The following is a 15,690-nucleotide window of genomic DNA, read 5'->3' on the forward strand; positions in this document are numbered from 1 at the left end:
TCGCGCACGTCGCTTAAAAATAGTTCGCCCAGGTTTACTATTACCCTAGAAAAGTAGCAGAAGGCTAACAACGGGGGATAACATGGCGACAAAGCAAGCCTATGTCCAGGTCAAAGGGCTCAAGAAACACTATGGCGACGGTGATGCGCGCCTGACGGTGCTCGACGGCATCGACACGTCCATCAACCGCGGCGAGATCTGCGTCATGCTGGGACCCTCGGGCTCGGGCAAGTCGACCTTTCTCAACCTCATTGGCGGCCTGGAGGATGCCGACGGCGGCTCCATCATGGTGGACGGCTGCGACCTCACCGCGCTCAAGCCTGCCGATCTGGGCGAGTACCGCCGCCGCGAGCTGGGCTTTGTCTTCCAGTTCTACAACCTGGTGCCCGACCTTACCATCAAGGAAAACATCGAGGTCACGGCGCACCTGTCCAAAAACCCGCTCAATGTCGACGACCTGCTGCGTTCGCTGGGCCTCTACGAGCACCGCAACAAGTTCCCACGCCAGGTCTCGGGCGGCCAGCAGCAGCGCTGCGCCATCGGCCGTGCACTCGTCAAAAACCCAGGCCTGCTGCTGTGCGACGAGCCCACGGGCGCGCTTGACTACAAGACGTCCAAGGAAATCTTGCAGCTCATGGAGGATGTCAACCGCACCTACGACTGCACCATCATCATTGTCACCCACAATGCCGCCATCGCGCGCATGGCAAATCGCGTGCTGCGCCTGCGCGACGGGCGCATCGTCGAGGATGAGCTCAATGAGTCACCCGTCGCGGCCGCCGAGCTCGATTGGTAGGCGGCGCCATGACACCTCTCGCAAAACGTCTCCCGCGCGAGCTGCGCCGCAATATCGGCAAGTACCTGGGCATCTTTTTGCTTATGTGCGGAAGCATCGCCCTTACCTCGGGCTTTTTGCTCGCGGCGCATTCCATCGGCTGCCTCATCGACGACATGCGCGACGAGTACACGATCGAGGACGGCCGCGTGACCACCTCCTTCGAGGCTACCAAAGACCAGCTCAAGGCCGCCGATGATGCAGCCGGCGACGTCGACGGCGTTACGTTCTACAAGAACTTCTCTATCGACGCCATCATCAAAAAGGCGTCCGGCGACGATGGCACCAAGCGCACCCTGCGCACCTACGCGCATCGCACCAAGGTCGACATTGCGTCCTACTGCGAAGGCAAGCAGCCAAAGGCGGACAACGAGGTGGCTATCGACCGCGTCTTTGCCACCAATAACGACCTCGCCATCGGCGATAAGGTCGAGCTCGAGGGGCGCACCTACACCATCTGCGGCATCATGACGCAGCCCGATAGCCAGGCGCTGTTCCTCGACAATTCGGACTTTACGGTGAACACCATCACGTACGGCGTGGCCGAGGTCACTGACGCCGGCTTTACCGCGCTCGAGGATGCCGGCGGCGCGCCTGCCTACACCTACTCCTTTACCTTTACCGACCGCGATCTCCCCACCGCGGATCGCATCGATGCGGAGCAGGATATGGTCGAGGCGCTGACCGATGCCGATGCGCGCGTGGACGATCTGATCGATGCCGATTCCAATCAGGGCATTGGCTATGCGCGCGATGACGTGGACGGCGATTCCATGATGTGGATGACGCTGCTCAATATTATCATCGTGATCATGGCGTTCGTCTTTGTGGTCCTTACCGACGCCACCATCGAGGAGGAGAGCGCCATCATCGGCACGCTGCTCGCCAGCGGCTATCGCCGCCGCGAGATCGTGCTGCACTACCTGGCACTTCCCGCCATCGTGGGCGTGCTCGCGGCACTTTTGGGCACCGCGCTCGGCGTTGCGTTCTTTACCGAGCCCATGCGCGGCCTCTATTACGGTTCGTACAGCCTGCCTCCCTTCCAGGTGTATTGGAGCTGGGAGATCTTCGTGAAGTGTGCCGTGGTCCCCGCCGCTGCGCTCATCCTCATCACGCTGGTGGGCCTGCTTCGCAAGATGGGCAAGACGCCGTTGCAGTTCCTTCGTCACGAGGCGAGCGGCAAATCGGGCACCAAGCGCGGCCTGCAGCTGCCGGAGTGCATGGGCTTTGTCTCGCGCTTCCGCCTGCGCGTCTTCCTGCGCAACCTGGGCAACTTCGCCACGCTCTTCGTGGGCATTGCATTCGCCTCGCTGCTGCTGCTCCTTGGCCTGGCGATTTTGCCCACGATGACGCACTACGCCGACAACCTCGAGACGAGCCTGGTCGCCGAGCATCAGTACACACTCAAGGCGCCGCTGGAGCTCGAGGGCACTACCGAGGAGCGCGAGCAGTGGTCGGCACTCGAGCGCTTGCAGTCGGTTGACGGCGCGCTGCTTTCTGCCGCCCAGGATGCCGATGACGAGCTTGACGGCGCGGCCGATGCGGCGCAGACGGCAGCCGATGCCGCGACCGCATCTCCGTCTGCCGAGAGCCTGACCGCAGCGCAGGATGCGCTTGCCAAGGTCCAGGACAAGAAGGATGCGCTTTATGCGCGCCTCGATGACCTTGCCGATGCTCTCGGCTGCGACCGCGATGAGGCTATCGACCTGATCGACAAGGCCTCTAAGATCGACGCTGACAACGACGATATCCACCCGGTCAACACGATCGACAACGGTGTAGCCAAGATTGCACAGGCCGAGAAATACGCCGTCTACCAGCTGCAGTACGACCGCGGCGACGGTAATGGCGAGGAGACGATTTCTGTCTACGGCATCTCGTCCGATTCGCGCTACTGGAAGGGCCTCAACATCGGCGATGGCCGCGTCGTCTTTGGCGGCGGTCTGCTCGATAAGTTTGGCTGGAGCGAGGGCCAGAAGGTCACGCTCAGCGACAAGTACGAGGGCGAGCATTATTCCTTTGAGTACGCGGGCAAGGACTGTGCCTGGGGCTCCAAGTCGGACATGAACATCTATATGAGCATCGATGACTTTAACGAGCTGTTCGACAACGATGCCGCCTACTTTAACGGCTATGTGAGCAACGAGAAGCTCGACCTCGACGCGCGCTACTTTGCCGGCGACACCACGCCCGACGACATGCGCGCCGTGGGTGACCAGTTCATCGGCATGATGAGCAAAATGATCGGAATGATGATCGGGCTCGCGGTGTTTATCTTCCTGCTGTTTATGTACCTGCTGACCAAAGCGGTGATCGACCATAGCGCCCGTTCGATCAGCTACATGAAAGTCTTTGGCTATCGCGATAGTGAGATCTCGCATCTGTACATCCGCTCGATCACGCTGTGCGTGGCGGCGTCGCTCGTGCTGAGCCTGCCGGTCATTATTGGCTCGCTCACGGCCATCTTCCGCTCGATGCTGCTCGCCTATAACGGCAATATCGAGATTTACGTGCCCGCTTGGTCCATGGCGGCGTGCGTGGGCATCGGCTTTGCAACGTACCTGGTCGTGGCGCTGCTACACACGCGCTCTATCAAGCGCGTCAGCCTGGCCGAAGCCCTCAAGGTGCAAGAGTAGCAATTGGGGACGTTCTTAAACGACTAGTCGTTGGGGACAGTCTTTGCCGGATCGCCGGCTCGCTGGCCGGGCGGCAAGCACTCATTTAAGTCTGTCCCCAATGAGTGCCTGTGCTTGACTTCAACCCCACTTCACCGGGTACCATCCTCTATGTCTGTAACGCCATATAGACCGAGGGGATATATCTATGACCGCAACTGCACCCGCAGCACCTGCCAAGGTGTATTTTACCAACCTGCGCACGCACGGCCGCGAGAGCCAGCTCGACAAGCTCAAGCGCCTCATTCGCCGCGCCGGCATCGAGCAGATCGACTTCGAGAACAAGTTTGTCGCCATCAAGATTCACTTTGGCGAGCTGGGCAACCTGAGCTTTTTGCGCCCCAACTACGCCCGCGCCGTCGCGGATGTCGTGAAGGAGCTGGGCGGCAAGCCCTTCCTCACCGACTGCAATACGCTCTATGTCGGTAGCCGCAAAAACGCGCTCGAGCACATCGACACCGCCTACCAGAACGGCTTTACCCCGTACGCCACAGGCTGCCAGATCATCATCGCCGACGGCCTCAAGGGTACCGACGAGGCGCTCGTCCCGGTCGAGGGCGGTGAGTACGTGCGCGAGGCAAAGATCGGTCAGGCGCTCATGGATGCCGATATCGTGATCAGCCTCACCCACTTTAAGGGCCATGAGCAGGCCGGTTTTGGCGGCGCCATGAAGAACCTGGGCATGGGAGGCGGCAGCCGTGCCGGCAAGATGGAGCAGCATGCCGCCGGCAAGCCGAACGTCGCGACTGAGCACTGCGTTGGCTGCCGTGCCTGCGAAAAGATCTGTGCGCACAACGCCATCTCGTTTGACGATACCCGCGAGCGCGAGCTTGCCAACGGCAGCACTCGCACGGTTCACGTGGCTGCCATCGACCACGATCGCTGCGTGGGCTGCGGACGCTGCATTGCGGCGTGCAACCAGGACTGCATCAAGCCCGACTATGATGCCGCGGCCGACGTACTCAACTACAAGATCGCCGAGTACACGAAGGCCATTGTTCAGGATCGCCCCAGCTTCCACATCTCGCTCGCCATGGACATCAGCCCCAACTGCGACTGCCATCCCGAAAACGACACGCCTATCGTCAACGATATCGGCATGTTCGCGAGCTTCGACCCGGTCGCCATCGATCAGGCCTGTGCCGATGCCGTCCTGGCATCCGAGCCGCTGCCTAACACCGAGCTTACCGACAGCGCGGCCAAGATGGAGCATAATCACGAGCATCTGGAGGGCGAGCAGGCCAAGGATCCCTTCTGCATCACGCATCCCGACACCGACTGGCGCGCGTGCATCGCGCATGCCGAGAAGATCGGCCTGGGCACGAGCAAGTACGAGCTCATCGAGGTCAAATAGCACCTAGTTATTGGACATATCAAGCGCATTCGTGGCTTAATTCAAGCAAAATCCGCCCGCGAGCACAGCGCTCGCGGGCGGATTTTCGGAAGTGCTAGGGGTCAGATAGACCAGTAAACCGTACTATTTGCCTAAAAATACTCGTCGAGGAAGTTGTCGACCGTGTTCCAGTAGAGCTCGGGGTCAACTTGCGCACTCTTGGCGTGGGTGGCGCCATGGATGGTGAGCTTTTGCTTGACCTTGCTGGCGCACGCGTCGTAGTTTTGGTCGAGCATGTCGTACGGCACAAAGGTGTCCTGGTCGCCGTGGATAAACAGCATGGGAACCGTCGCGTGTTTGAGTTGCTCCACACTGCTCGCCTTATGAAAGTCGTAGCCCGCGCGCACGTTGCACACCAAGTTTGCTACATCGAGCAAGGGAAAGCTGGGCAGCCCGAACACGTCCTTGAGCTGCAGAGAAAACTCGTCCCAAACACTCGTATAACCACAGTCCTCGATAATGCATTTCACGTTTGCGGGCAACGATTCCCCCGCGACGTTCATGGCCGTCGCCGCGCCCATCGACTCGCCAAAGACCAGGATGCGTGCCTCGGGGTCGGCCTGAACGATCCGCCCAATCCATGCAACGACATCGAGCCGCTCGGGCCAACCCATGCCGATATAGTCGCCGCCGGAGCGCTCGTGGGCGCGGGCGGCGGGTGCGAGCACGTTCATGCCGCGGTCGTGGAAGCGCTTGACGTATCGGGCCATACCGATGGGCTCGTCGGTGTATCCGTGCAGGCAGATAGCGTAATCGTGCATGCTCTCCGGGGCGGCAAAATACCAAGCGGCAAGCTCGGTCCCGTCGTCTGCGGTGAGGCTGCTGCTCTCGCGATGCTCTTTGAACCACGCCCGCGCTTCGACTGCCTCGGCATCTATCTGCTCGTCCTTCTTGTCATCCTTGCCGTCTTGCATCATCTTCATGGGGTGTACGGCGCTTGGGGGTTCAGGGCAAAGTCAAACAAAAAGTTGCCGGCAAATCCAAGCAGCGCGACGACGAGCACCAACGCAACAACGCCGGCTATCTTGAGCTTTCGATGGGGGTGCGTGTTTTGAGCCATGCAGCGTTCTCCTCTAAGATGTTAATACGTCAACAATTAAACGAAGCGCATTATGGACGTTCGCCGTTGATGCGTCAACAGGCAAAGAATGGGTAAACAAAGGGTCACGTATGGTGCAAATTTCGCACGCACCCAGACGCTTTGATATAGTGTTGAGAACTCTTTACGTTGGAGGATGTAACCGGCATGTCCGATTCGAGCGACAGTTCCAAGCCGCGACCCAAGGCCGCGGCCGTTCCGCACTACACGGTGGGCGAGGAGATCATGAACTCCGTCACCCATGGTGTCGGCTGTCTGCTGGGTATCGCGGGCCTGGTGCTCCTGATCGTATTCGCTGCCCTGCGCGGCGGTGGCCCGGCCCACATGGCCGCGGCAATTGTCTATGGCGTCAGCATCATCCTCGAGTACCTAGCCTCCACGCTCTACCATGCGATTCAACCCGCGCGCGCCAAGCGCGTGTTCCGCATCATCGACCACAGCTGCATCTACCTGCTCATAGCCGGCAGCTATACGCCGTTTTGCCTCATCACGCTCGCAAACGACGGCGGCGCTGCGCTGTTCTTCGCCGTATGGGCCATCGCCATTATCGGCATTGCCCTCGAGTGCTTTATGCGCGAGCGCCAGCCGCACTGGGTAAGCGGCCTGGTCTATCTGCTGATGGGCTGGCTCGTTGTCTTTAAACTGCCCGCACTCGTGGCGCTGCTGAACCCCGTGGCGCTTGCCCTGCTCGCCGTCGGCGGCGTGTGCTACACCGTGGGCGTGCCGTTCTATATCGCCAAAAACGTGCGCTATCTGCACAGTGTTTTCCACTTGTGGGTGCTCGCCGGCAGCATCTTCCAGTTCATGGCGGTGATTCTCTTCGTAATCTAGCGACCGCGCCTGCGCGCCCGCGTCCTCGTTTGGGCGCCGGTGCAATTGCCGTATCCGTCATCAACGTTTTGACCTGACGTCCCGAATCTTGGAGGTTCGAGAAACTCCCGATGGACATAACCATCTCCCTTATCACTACCCTCGTTTTGACCCTCATCAACGGCTACTTCTCTATGTCTGAGATGGCGCTCACCACGGCCAAGCGCGCCGTGCTGGAGCACGAGGCCGAGGAAGGCGACAGGCGCGCCGAGCGTGCCATTAAGCTTGCTGCCGACTCCGACCAGCTGCTCGCCACCATCCAGGTCGCCATCACGCTCGTGGGCTTTGCCTCGTCCGCCGTCGCCTCGACGAGTCTGTCCGACCCGCTCGCCACGTGGCTCATGAGTTTTGGCATCGCGCCGCTCTCCGCCATCGCGCGCGGCCTGGCGCCGGTCATCATCACCGTCGCCGTCGCCTTTGTGTCCATCGTGATCGGCGAGCTCGTGCCCAAGCGCATCGGCCTTGCTAACGCCGAGGGCGTATCCAAGCAGGTCGTGGGACCGCTCTCCGTATTCCAAAAGATCGCCCGTCCGCTCGTGTGGCTGACTGGCGCTTGCTCCGATGGCCTGGCCCGCATCTTGCGTATCAAGAGTGCCGACGACCGTCAGAACGTCTCGGAGGAAGAGATCAAGTACATGGTCTCGGAGCAGGACGACCTGCTCGACGAGGAAAAGCGCATGATCCACGAGATCTTCGACCTGGGCGACACCGTTGCCCGCGAGGTCATGGTGCCGCGCGTGGACACCACCATGTGCGAGGACGACGAGACGGTCGCCGACGTGTTGTCCACCATGCGCCAGACCGGCTTCAGCCGCATCCCCGTCTATCACGAGGACCCCGACAACGTCGCGGGCATCGCGCACATCAAGGACCTGATCCAGCCCGCGCTCGATGGCAAGGGCGACCAGCCCATCGCCGGCTTTTTGCGCGACGCCACCTTTGTGCCCGACACCAAGGACATCCTGCCGCTGCTGTCCGAGATGCAGACCTCGCACGACCAGATCGTGGTCGTCGTGGATGAGTACGGCGGCACGGCCGGCATCATCACCATCGAGGACATCGTCGAGGAGATCGTGGGCGAGATCGAGGACGAGTTCGACCCCGACAACAAGTACCTCACGCGCCTTTCGCGCCGCGAGTGGCTCGTCGATGGGCGTTTTTCGTGCGATGACGCGATTGAGCTTGGTTGGCCGCTCGAGGAAAGCGATGATTATGAGACCATCGCCGGCTGGATTTTGGAGCTTTGCGACTCGGTGCCCGACATCGGAGAGGTGTTTGAGGTCGCGGGGTACAAGTTTAAAGTGCAGTCGATGCGTGGCCAGCGCATCTCGCTCATTCGCGTGATCGCTCCGGCCGAAACCGATAAGAAGGATTCCGAGTCTTCGGCAGAGAAGCCGGCGGCGTCGGGTGCGGGCTCTGTGGATCCGCACGATGGCGACGAGTAGGACAAGGAAGAGTAGGGGAGAGTTATGGCAGGCCTGTTCAACATCCTTAAGGTCACCGTCAGCGAGGACAAGATCTGTGCGCATGTGCTGGTGAACCCCGGCATGCCGCTCATGACCTCGGAGGACATCGAGGCCACGGCGCGCGTGTACTACCTGGTACCGGCGATTGCCAAGCACCTGTGCCTGGGCGATTCCGGCCGCGAGTTCCAGGACTGCATGGGTCAGACCGAGCTCTGCCACCTGCTGGAGCACGTGACGGTCGAGCTCATGAACGAGACCGGTCTTGCCGGTAGCATCTCGTGCGGCCGCACGCGCGTAAGCGAGCATGACGAGCGTGTCTTTGAGGTCGAGCTTTCGTGTCCCGACGACGCACTGGCCATCGGTGCGCTGTCGTCGGCCACCTTTATGATGGACTGGGCGTACCTGCACGCCGACCAGCCTGCCCCCGACGTGGAAGGCACGGTCGCGGGCCTGCGCAACCTGGTGCTGGGCATGCGCGCCGAGGCCGAGGGCAAGGATCCTCACGAGGCCGTCGCTGCTGCGAACGGCGAAGATGCTGCCGAGGACGAGGGCGCTGACGAGGGCGATGTGCCGGTCGACGCCGAGCCCGTTGCCGATGCGACCGCCGAGCCCGTTCCCACCGAGCCCCAGGGCGTCCCCAACTTTGACGACGAGCCCCAGGTGGCGATTGATACCGAGGGCGCGGTTGCCGAGAACCACGAGGCCTCCGCTGCCGTCTTTGGCGGTGCGGCGACGGTTCCGGCAGGACCTGCGCATGAGGGCGGCCTGCCACTCGTGGACGGCGCCGGCGAGGACCCGGGTGCCACGGTGGCCATGCCGGCTATGCCTCAGGAGTAGGCCTACGCGTTTATCACCATCACGTACCTGCGCCTTTGCCGTACGCAGATGAGCGGAGCGGCAAGTGATGCGCTGCGGGTATAATGGACAGCATTCAAACGGTGGGCACCGACGTGCCCGCAGGAGAGGAATGATCATGGGTAAGACTTTCAGCTTTGTCTCCGGCGCACTTTTTGGTGCCGCTGCCGGCGCTATTATCGGTGTTGCTCTGGCCCCGCGCTCGGGCGCCGAGACCCGCGCCATGGCTGCCGATATCGCCAACGACGCCTGGGACAATATGCGCGACACCTACGAGCACAGCGCCGAGGAGGCCCGTGCTGCGGTGAATGACTTTGGCCCGATGGTCGACGCCAAGACCGACGACCTGCGCGCCAAGGTCGACCTGGCCCGCGAGCGCATGGACCAGCTGCGCGAGCAGCTCAACGACGCCATTTCGGGCGGCAACGTGACGCCTGCCGCCGACGTCGTGGTCGAGAACGCCGCCGAGGCTGCGGAGCCCTCGACCGAGGCATAATGCGCGCCGGGGATTTTGTCGGCGCCAAGATCTATCGCAAGCCTACCGAGGACAAACGCACCAAAAAGGACGGCACACCGCGCAGCCCTAAAAAGCTCGGAAAGATTCACTTTCCGGTCTTTACCCCGGGCGGTACGCGCGTGGTCGGCTTTATGGTCCGCCAGTCCGATATCGCGGGCATGATCGAGCGCCCCGACCGCTTTGTGGCGCTCGATGCCATCGGCGTCTATGAGGGCGCCATTGCGGTCGATGACGTCAAGGACACATACGATGCCGCCGCTGCCAAGCGCCTCGACATCAACCTGGACGATTGCATCATCTGGGTCGGTATGGACGTGCGCACGGAATCGGGCGACGTCGTGGGCTATTGCTCGGACGTTGAGTTCAAGCCACGCTCGGGCATCGTGCAGGCATTCTATGTGACCGCCGGTGCTGCTTCGAGTGTTTTGGTTGGTGACACGCAGGTGCCGCCGACGATGCTGCGCGGCTACGAGAACGGCGCAATGATTGTTTCGGACGAGGTCAAGTCGCTCGGGTATTCGGGCGGTGCGGCTGCCAAGGCCGCCGAGGCCAGCGTCGTGGTGGGCGACAAGGTCAAAAAGGGCGCCATGGTACTCGACGACAAGGGATCGGTTGCCGTGGACAAGGGCAGTCGCGCGCTGGGCAAGCAGCTCGGCAAGACGCGCGGCATGTTCAAGGCCTTTAAGGACGAATACCAAAAGGCGAGCGGAGGCTCGTCAAAAGCTACAAAATAGCGACGTACCAAATGATGGGAGGCAAGCCGGAGACCTGTTGCTCCGGCTTGCTGTGTTTATGGGGGAGGGCACATGCGCCAAAACGGATCCAACTTAAACGGGCGTTCGGGTGCGCGTCCGACGGCGCGCCGCGACCTGGGGCAGCTGCCCGGCGGTCAGCGCCGCCGTCGCCGTAAGCCCGGCGCGATGTACCTCAACCATAGCCGCGGGTTTAGCGACCGCAGCGCGCGCATCGGCAACGGGCGCTCGCCGCGCCGACCGTCCCGTCTGCCCTATGCGCTCATCGCCGTGGGTTGCGCACTCGTGCTGTTTATCGCTGCCGTCGTGGGCTACGTCAACCGCAGCGTGGACGTGGAGCTCAACGGCCAGAAGACCGCGGTGCGCGTGGGCTCTACGCTGCAGAATCTCATCGACGACCAGGAGTTGACTGACACCTACGACGCAGGCGACCTGCTGGCCGTCGATGACAGCGTGCTGACCCGCCATGGCGGCGAAAAGCTGTCGGTTAAGGTGGACGGCAAGCGCATAAAACAGGGTAAGTGGAAAAGCCGCGAACTTGAGGGCGGCGAGAAGGTGACGGTCAAGGATGGCCGTAACACCTACGAGAAGCACGAGGTTCAGGCTTCGGTTATCGAGCCCAAGCTCAAGGTCGAGGGCACGGGCGCTATCGAGTATGTGCAGACGTGGGGTGTCCAGGGCCGCTCGGAGGTGTGGGTCGGCGAGCAATCGGGTAAGACGCAGGACCGCGGCGAGGTTGTGCCCGCTACCGATTGCGTCGTTGCGTGCGCGAGCGTGGCACCCAAGGGCAACGAAAAGTACGTGGCGCTGACGTTTGATGAGGGCCCGAGCGGAGCGACCAAGCAGATTTTGCAGGTACTCAAGGAAAAGGGCGTCACCGCGACGTTCTTCCTTTCAGGCGATGCGGTCGAGGCCTCGTCCGCCACGGCCAAGGCGATTGTCGATGCCGGGTGCGAAATCGGATCCAACAGCTACAGCGACGATTCGCTCAAGGGTCAGGACCGTGAGGCGGTACGCGAGCAGATCACGAAAGGCACCGATGCGATTAAGTCGGCGACCGGCGTGAAGACGATGCTGCTGCGTGCTCCCTACGCTGCCTTTGACGAGCAAAACTGGATTGATGCGATGGACCTGGTCTCCGCCGTGGTCTCGTGGAATATTGACTCGGGCGACTGGCTGCTCAACGGTGCCGACGAGCAGGTCTCGACGGTGCTCGATTCGGTGACGCCGGGCAATATCGTGCTGCTCACCGATAGAGACGAATGCGCCGAGCAGACGCTCGAGGCGCTGCCGCAGATTATCGACGGCCTCATTGCCGACGGCTACAAGATCGTGACGCTCAGCGACCTGGTCAAGACGGACACGTCGCTGAGCAAAAAGCTCACCTCGCTGACGAAGGCCACCATGCCCAAGGATGCCGTGTTCCCCCAACTTGCCGAGGACAACGACACCGCAGAGTAGTTATTGGGTAGTCATTTAAGAACGTCCCCAATGACTATGTCACGGATGCGTCAGCCTTTGGTATGCCTGCGATGTGCAGCGCATAAATTTGGCGCCACAGCGCGATGCTGATGCTATAGTTACTGCGGATAATAAGGGTCAAGAGAAAGGTTACAGGTGAAATCCAAACCTCGACCATACAGTCGATGACCCCATGCAGGTGCTTTCTGCGCATGCACGGGGTGTGAGCGCCGAGCGGCGTGCCGCCCGCGCATGCGTATAAATATCTAAAAGTCCACGGATGGCGCGCCGGCATGGCCGCGTCCGGAGGAATAATGATGGGGAGCACCATTGAATTATCTGAGTGAGATGCTCAAATTGCCGGTCTTGGACGTCGACGGCGAAAAGCTCGGCGTGGTCAACGATTTTGGTATTGCTACCGGCGAAGTTTTTCCGCACGTGACGTCGCTCGCGTTCCGCGGACCCGGCAAGACGCCGTTTATGATCAGTTGGCGCAAATGGGTCGACCGTATCGACGAGACGGGCGTGTACCTTAAGGCGTCGGCCACCGAAATCCGTTTTTCGTACCTGCAGCCGACCGAGCTCTTGCTCGCACGCGACGTGCTCAACAAGCAGATCGTCGACACGCAGGGCATGAAGGTCGTGCGCGTAAACGACATCAAGTTTTCCATGTCGGGCGAAAACCAGCTGCGCCTGCTGGGTGCCGAGGTCGGTGCCCGCGGTCTGCTACGCGCCATCAGCCCCGCGCTCGAGCATATCGTCGAAGGCTTTATGAAGCACCTGGGTAAGCCGCTCAGTGAGGACATCATCGCTTGGTCCTACATGGACCTGCTCGATCGCTCGACTAAGAACATCCAGCTCTCGGTGTCGCACAAGACGCTCGGCGAGCTGCACCCTGCCGACATCGCCGACATTATCGAGCAGCTCGACCCGCGCCTACGCGCGCAGGTGTTCGCACAGCTCGACACGGCTCAGGCCGCCGAGGCCATCTCGGAGTTCGATGACGACGAGCTCATGACCGAGATGCTCGAGGGCCTGTCCGACACGGACGCATCGTCGATGCTGGCCATGATGGACCCGGATGACGCTGCCGACCTGATCGACGAGCTCGATTATGAGAAGGCCGAGAAGCTCCTGCGCCTGATGGGCGTCAAGGAGGAGAAGGCGATTCGTAACCTGTTAGGGTATGAAGACAACACCGCCGGCCGCATCATGACCTCGGAGTTTGTCTCCCTGCCCGCCACGGCAACGGTCGGTGACGCCATCGAGGCGATTCGCGAGCTCGACGAGGACTTCGAGAGCGTCTACTACGTCTATACCGAGGATCCGAGCGGCATGCTGACCGGCGTGCTTTCACTGCGCACGCTGATTGTAGCCGACCGCGACGCCACGCTGGGTCAGCTGGCCTATCGCGACCTGGTCTATGTGTCGCCGGACGAGGACCAGGAAGACGTAACGGATGAGATGACCAAGTATGACCTGGTAGCTATCCCCGTCTGTGACGAGAACCGCCACATCCTGGGTATCGTGACCTTCGACGACGCCATGGACGTTATCGCCGAGGAGCACCAGGAGGACCTGCAGATCGCCGGTGTCGGCTCGGGCGATAGCGCGTCCGATGACTCGACGAATGTGCTCAGCTGGTTCGTGCATCGCCAGTACTGGGTTGTTGTATGGGGCATCGCGTCGTGCATCATGGCGACCGTGCTGGGAACGGCGCTCGGCTCCGCGCATCTGGTGGTGTTCCCCATGTGCGCCATGCCGCTCGTGCTGCTGGCGGCCTCGCGCATGGTGTCGTTCGTCAAGAACTACTTCCTGGAGTATGACGGTCACGACGACGAGCCCAAGCCGTATCTGGGGTTCTTCTTCCAGAGCACGGGCATGGGCCTGATTCTGTCACTCGTGACCTACCTGTGCGCCCAGCTGGTGCGCACCGCTGCGTTCCCCGATGCGTCCATGTTTGAGGAGCAACTCTTTACCGGGTGCTTTAATATCGCTGCCATCATTTGCCTGGTTGGCAACATGAGCGCCGTGATTTACCTGATGGTGCTGTTCTGGCGTGACGAGCATGACCTCAACACGTCGGGCACCGCCATGAACGTTATTGCCGTCATGATCTCGTGCGTAGCGTACTGCGCCGCTGCGGTGCTGCTCACCATGTCGGTCATGGGTTAGGTGGTCGCGTGCAAAATACCAAGCAAAAGTCGGGCACCAAGCAAAAGTTGACCATCGCGGCCATCTTTGGCGCTATGGGTCCCGGTCTGCTGGCGGCGCTTTCGGGCAATGACGCCGGCGGCATTGCAACGTATTCCAGCGCGGGCGCCAGCTATGGCTACAAGATGCTGTGGATGCTTCCCGTCATGACCGTGCTGCTCATCGTGACGCAGGAGACCGCGGCGCGCTGCGGCTGCGTCACGGGCAAGGGCCTGGCATCGCTCATTCGCGAGCGCTTTGGCGTGCGCAAGAGTGTACTTGCTATGGCGGCGCTGTTGATCGCCAACACGGCTGTGACCATTTCGGAGTTTGCGGGTATCGCCAGCGGCCTTGCTCTCTTTGGCGTGCCGGCGAGCATCTCGGTGCCGTTGGTGGCGCTGCTGGTGTGGATGCTTACCATGTCGGGTAGTTTCCAGCGCATCGAGAAGATTCTGCTGTTGGTAAGCTGCGTCTTCGTGACCTATATTGTCGCCGCGTTTATGGCTGGCCCCAACTGGGGTGAGGTCGCGGTCGACCTGGTCGTGCCTAACATTCAAAATGACCCCAGCTACGTGTCGCTCGTGGTCGCAACGATCGGTACCACCATCGCGCCGTGGATGATTTTCTTGGCGCAGAACAACGTGGTCGATAAGAACGCGGGCGAGGACGACATCGTGCTGCAGCGCATTGATACCGTGAGCGGCTCGATCGCTGCTGATATCATTGCGGGCTTTATTATCATCACGACCGGTACGGTGCTGTTCCCGGCGGGTATTCAGATTAGCGATGCTGCCGATGCCGCCCGCGCGCTGGAGCCCATCGCGGGTCAGTGGTCCACGGTGCTGTTTGCCTCGGGCCTGGTTGCAGCGAGCTTTTTGGCTGCCTGCGTGCTGCCGGGCGTTACGTCGAGTGCCATCTGCGAGGCATTTGGTTGGGAGCGCGGCGCCGATCGCAGCTGGGATGAGGCCCCGGTTTACCGCGGCATCATTACGGCCATCATCGGTATTTCTGCCGTGTTGGTGCTCATGCCCGGTGTCGATCTGTTCCAGATTATGATGACCTCGCAGGTCATCAATGGCGTGCTACTGCCCGTGGTTCTGGTGTTCCAGGTGGTTATCGCCGCCGACCGTCACATTATGGGCACTAACCGCAACGGTCGCGTGTGGAACGTGCTCACTTGGGCGACTATCGGTGTGATTACGGTGCTCACGGTCGTCATGTTTGTCCTGCAGGCGATGGGTTACAGCGCTTAGCGCCCACTTTTGCTTCCGAACAGGCCGCAGCGATGGACTGCGGCCTGTTTTTTGCCCGCTATAGGGCATTAGTTATATGGCAGTGGACAAAAAATGCCAAATATGAGTACTGTTGCTAAGTGAATAGCATTTACATCCAAGAAGATAATGGACATAGCCGATAGTATGTTCATTAAAATTGGCTCCAATATGTCTTAAACCAGTCAGGTTGGCTGCTTTAGGGGGTTGTAGGGGTCGCTCGGACGTCATTTTGGGTGGTTTTGCCTGCTACTAAAATGGTAACAGTACTCATATTTGCCCCTTTTTGTCCACGACCCCTTG

The 15,690-nt window shown here is 60.8% G+C and carries 13 protein-coding genes; 12 read left to right on the top strand and 1 reads right to left on the bottom strand.

Features of this window, described 5'->3' with window-relative positions; translation table 11 throughout:
- Nucleotides 1–82: 82 nt before the first annotated feature.
- From DW821_RS05355 to DW821_RS05365, 3 genes are all read left to right on the top strand, one after another.
- The gene (locus DW821_RS05355) at nt 83–796 is read left to right on the top strand and encodes an ABC transporter ATP-binding protein (RefSeq protein ID WP_117655442.1); all 714 of its coding nucleotides are present in this window, start codon (nt 83–85) and stop codon (nt 794–796) included.
- 8 nt (nt 797–804) lie between these two features.
- Complete coding sequence (locus DW821_RS05360) at nt 805–3,471, top strand: ABC transporter permease (protein WP_118065942.1); 2,667 nt, start codon at nt 805–807, stop codon at nt 3,469–3,471.
- A 187-nt stretch (nt 3,472–3,658) separates the two neighbouring features.
- Nucleotides 3,659–4,864, top strand: coding sequence for a DUF362 domain-containing protein (locus DW821_RS05365; protein WP_118065944.1), 1,206 nt, complete (start codon nt 3,659–3,661; stop codon nt 4,862–4,864).
- 131 nt (nt 4,865–4,995) lie between these two features.
- On the opposite strand, the gene DW821_RS05370 is transcribed toward DW821_RS05365, so the two are convergent.
- Nucleotides 4,996–5,826, bottom strand: a complete 831-nt coding sequence (locus DW821_RS05370; RefSeq protein WP_199584285.1) for an alpha/beta hydrolase — start codon at nt 5,824–5,826, stop codon at nt 4,996–4,998.
- Nucleotides 5,827–5,840: 14 nt separating this feature from the next.
- Between DW821_RS05370 and DW821_RS10240 the strand changes: the two genes are divergently transcribed.
- From DW821_RS10240 to DW821_RS05415, 9 genes are all read left to right on the top strand, one after another.
- The gene (locus DW821_RS10240; protein ID WP_199584287.1) at nt 5,841–6,059 is read left to right on the top strand and encodes a hypothetical protein; all 219 of its coding nucleotides are present in this window, start codon (nt 5,841–5,843) and stop codon (nt 6,057–6,059) included.
- Between the two features lie 90 nt (nt 6,060–6,149).
- Nucleotides 6,150–6,833, top strand: coding sequence for a hemolysin III family protein (locus tag DW821_RS05375; RefSeq protein ID WP_199584290.1), 684 nt, complete (start codon nt 6,150–6,152; stop codon nt 6,831–6,833).
- Between the two features lie 110 nt (nt 6,834–6,943).
- A complete protein-coding gene (locus tag DW821_RS05380) occupies nt 6,944–8,317 on the top strand; it encodes a hemolysin family protein (protein ID WP_118065946.1) in 1,374 nt (457 codons plus the stop codon).
- A gap of 24 nt (nt 8,318–8,341) precedes the next feature.
- Nucleotides 8,342–9,175: a hypothetical protein gene (locus tag DW821_RS10305; protein WP_233504106.1), complete on the top strand. Its 834-nt coding sequence runs from the start codon at nt 8,342–8,344 to the stop codon at nt 9,173–9,175.
- A gap of 136 nt (nt 9,176–9,311) precedes the next feature.
- Complete coding sequence (locus DW821_RS05390; protein ID WP_118065992.1) at nt 9,312–9,689, top strand: YtxH domain-containing protein; 378 nt, start codon at nt 9,312–9,314, stop codon at nt 9,687–9,689.
- Nucleotides 9,689–10,444, top strand: coding sequence for a PRC-barrel domain containing protein (locus tag DW821_RS05395; protein WP_118065948.1), 756 nt, complete (start codon nt 9,689–9,691; stop codon nt 10,442–10,444). The genes DW821_RS05390 and DW821_RS05395 overlap by 1 nt, the downstream gene beginning before the upstream one ends.
- 72 nt (nt 10,445–10,516) lie before the next feature.
- Nucleotides 10,517–11,923 carry a polysaccharide deacetylase family protein gene (locus tag DW821_RS05400; RefSeq protein WP_233553002.1) on the top strand — a complete coding sequence of 469 codons (1,407 nt, stop codon included), beginning with the start codon at nt 10,517–10,519 and terminating at the stop codon, nt 11,921–11,923.
- A 330-nt stretch (nt 11,924–12,253) separates the two neighbouring features.
- Nucleotides 12,254–14,098: a magnesium transporter gene (locus DW821_RS05410; RefSeq protein ID WP_118065952.1), complete on the top strand. Its 1,845-nt coding sequence runs from the start codon at nt 12,254–12,256 to the stop codon at nt 14,096–14,098.
- Between the two features lie 74 nt (nt 14,099–14,172).
- On the top strand, nt 14,173–15,369 hold the full coding sequence (locus DW821_RS05415; RefSeq protein WP_117769790.1) for an Nramp family divalent metal transporter: 1,197 nt from the start codon (nt 14,173–14,175) through the stop codon (nt 15,367–15,369).
- Nucleotides 15,370–15,690: the final 321 nt, after the last annotated feature.

It is taken from the genome of Collinsella sp. AM33-4BH (assembly GCF_003469205.1).
Lineage (GTDB): Bacteria > Actinomycetota > Coriobacteriia > Coriobacteriales > Coriobacteriaceae > Collinsella.

Coding starts and splice junctions, on each gene's coding strand:
- DW821_RS05400 (WP_233553002.1), top strand. CDS start 10,517: ATGCGCCAAAACGGATCCAACTTAAACGGGCGTTCGGGTGCGCGTCCG.
- DW821_RS05365 (WP_118065944.1), top strand. CDS start 3,659: ATGACCGCAACTGCACCCGCAGCACCTGCCAAGGTGTATTTTACCAAC.
- DW821_RS05395 (WP_118065948.1), top strand. CDS start 9,689: ATGCGCGCCGGGGATTTTGTCGGCGCCAAGATCTATCGCAAGCCTACC.
- DW821_RS05355 (WP_117655442.1), top strand. CDS start 83: ATGGCGACAAAGCAAGCCTATGTCCAGGTCAAAGGGCTCAAGAAACAC.
- DW821_RS05390 (WP_118065992.1), top strand. CDS start 9,312: ATGGGTAAGACTTTCAGCTTTGTCTCCGGCGCACTTTTTGGTGCCGCT.
- DW821_RS05415 (WP_117769790.1), top strand. CDS start 14,173: ATGGGTCCCGGTCTGCTGGCGGCGCTTTCGGGCAATGACGCCGGCGGC.
- DW821_RS05380 (WP_118065946.1), top strand. CDS start 6,944: ATGGACATAACCATCTCCCTTATCACTACCCTCGTTTTGACCCTCATC.
- DW821_RS05375 (WP_199584290.1), top strand. CDS start 6,150: ATGTCCGATTCGAGCGACAGTTCCAAGCCGCGACCCAAGGCCGCGGCC.
- DW821_RS05370 (WP_199584285.1), bottom strand. CDS start 5,826: ATGAAGATGATGCAAGACGGCAAGGATGACAAGAAGGACGAGCAGATA.
- DW821_RS05360 (WP_118065942.1), top strand. CDS start 805: ATGACACCTCTCGCAAAACGTCTCCCGCGCGAGCTGCGCCGCAATATC.
- DW821_RS10305 (WP_233504106.1), top strand. CDS start 8,342: ATGGCAGGCCTGTTCAACATCCTTAAGGTCACCGTCAGCGAGGACAAG.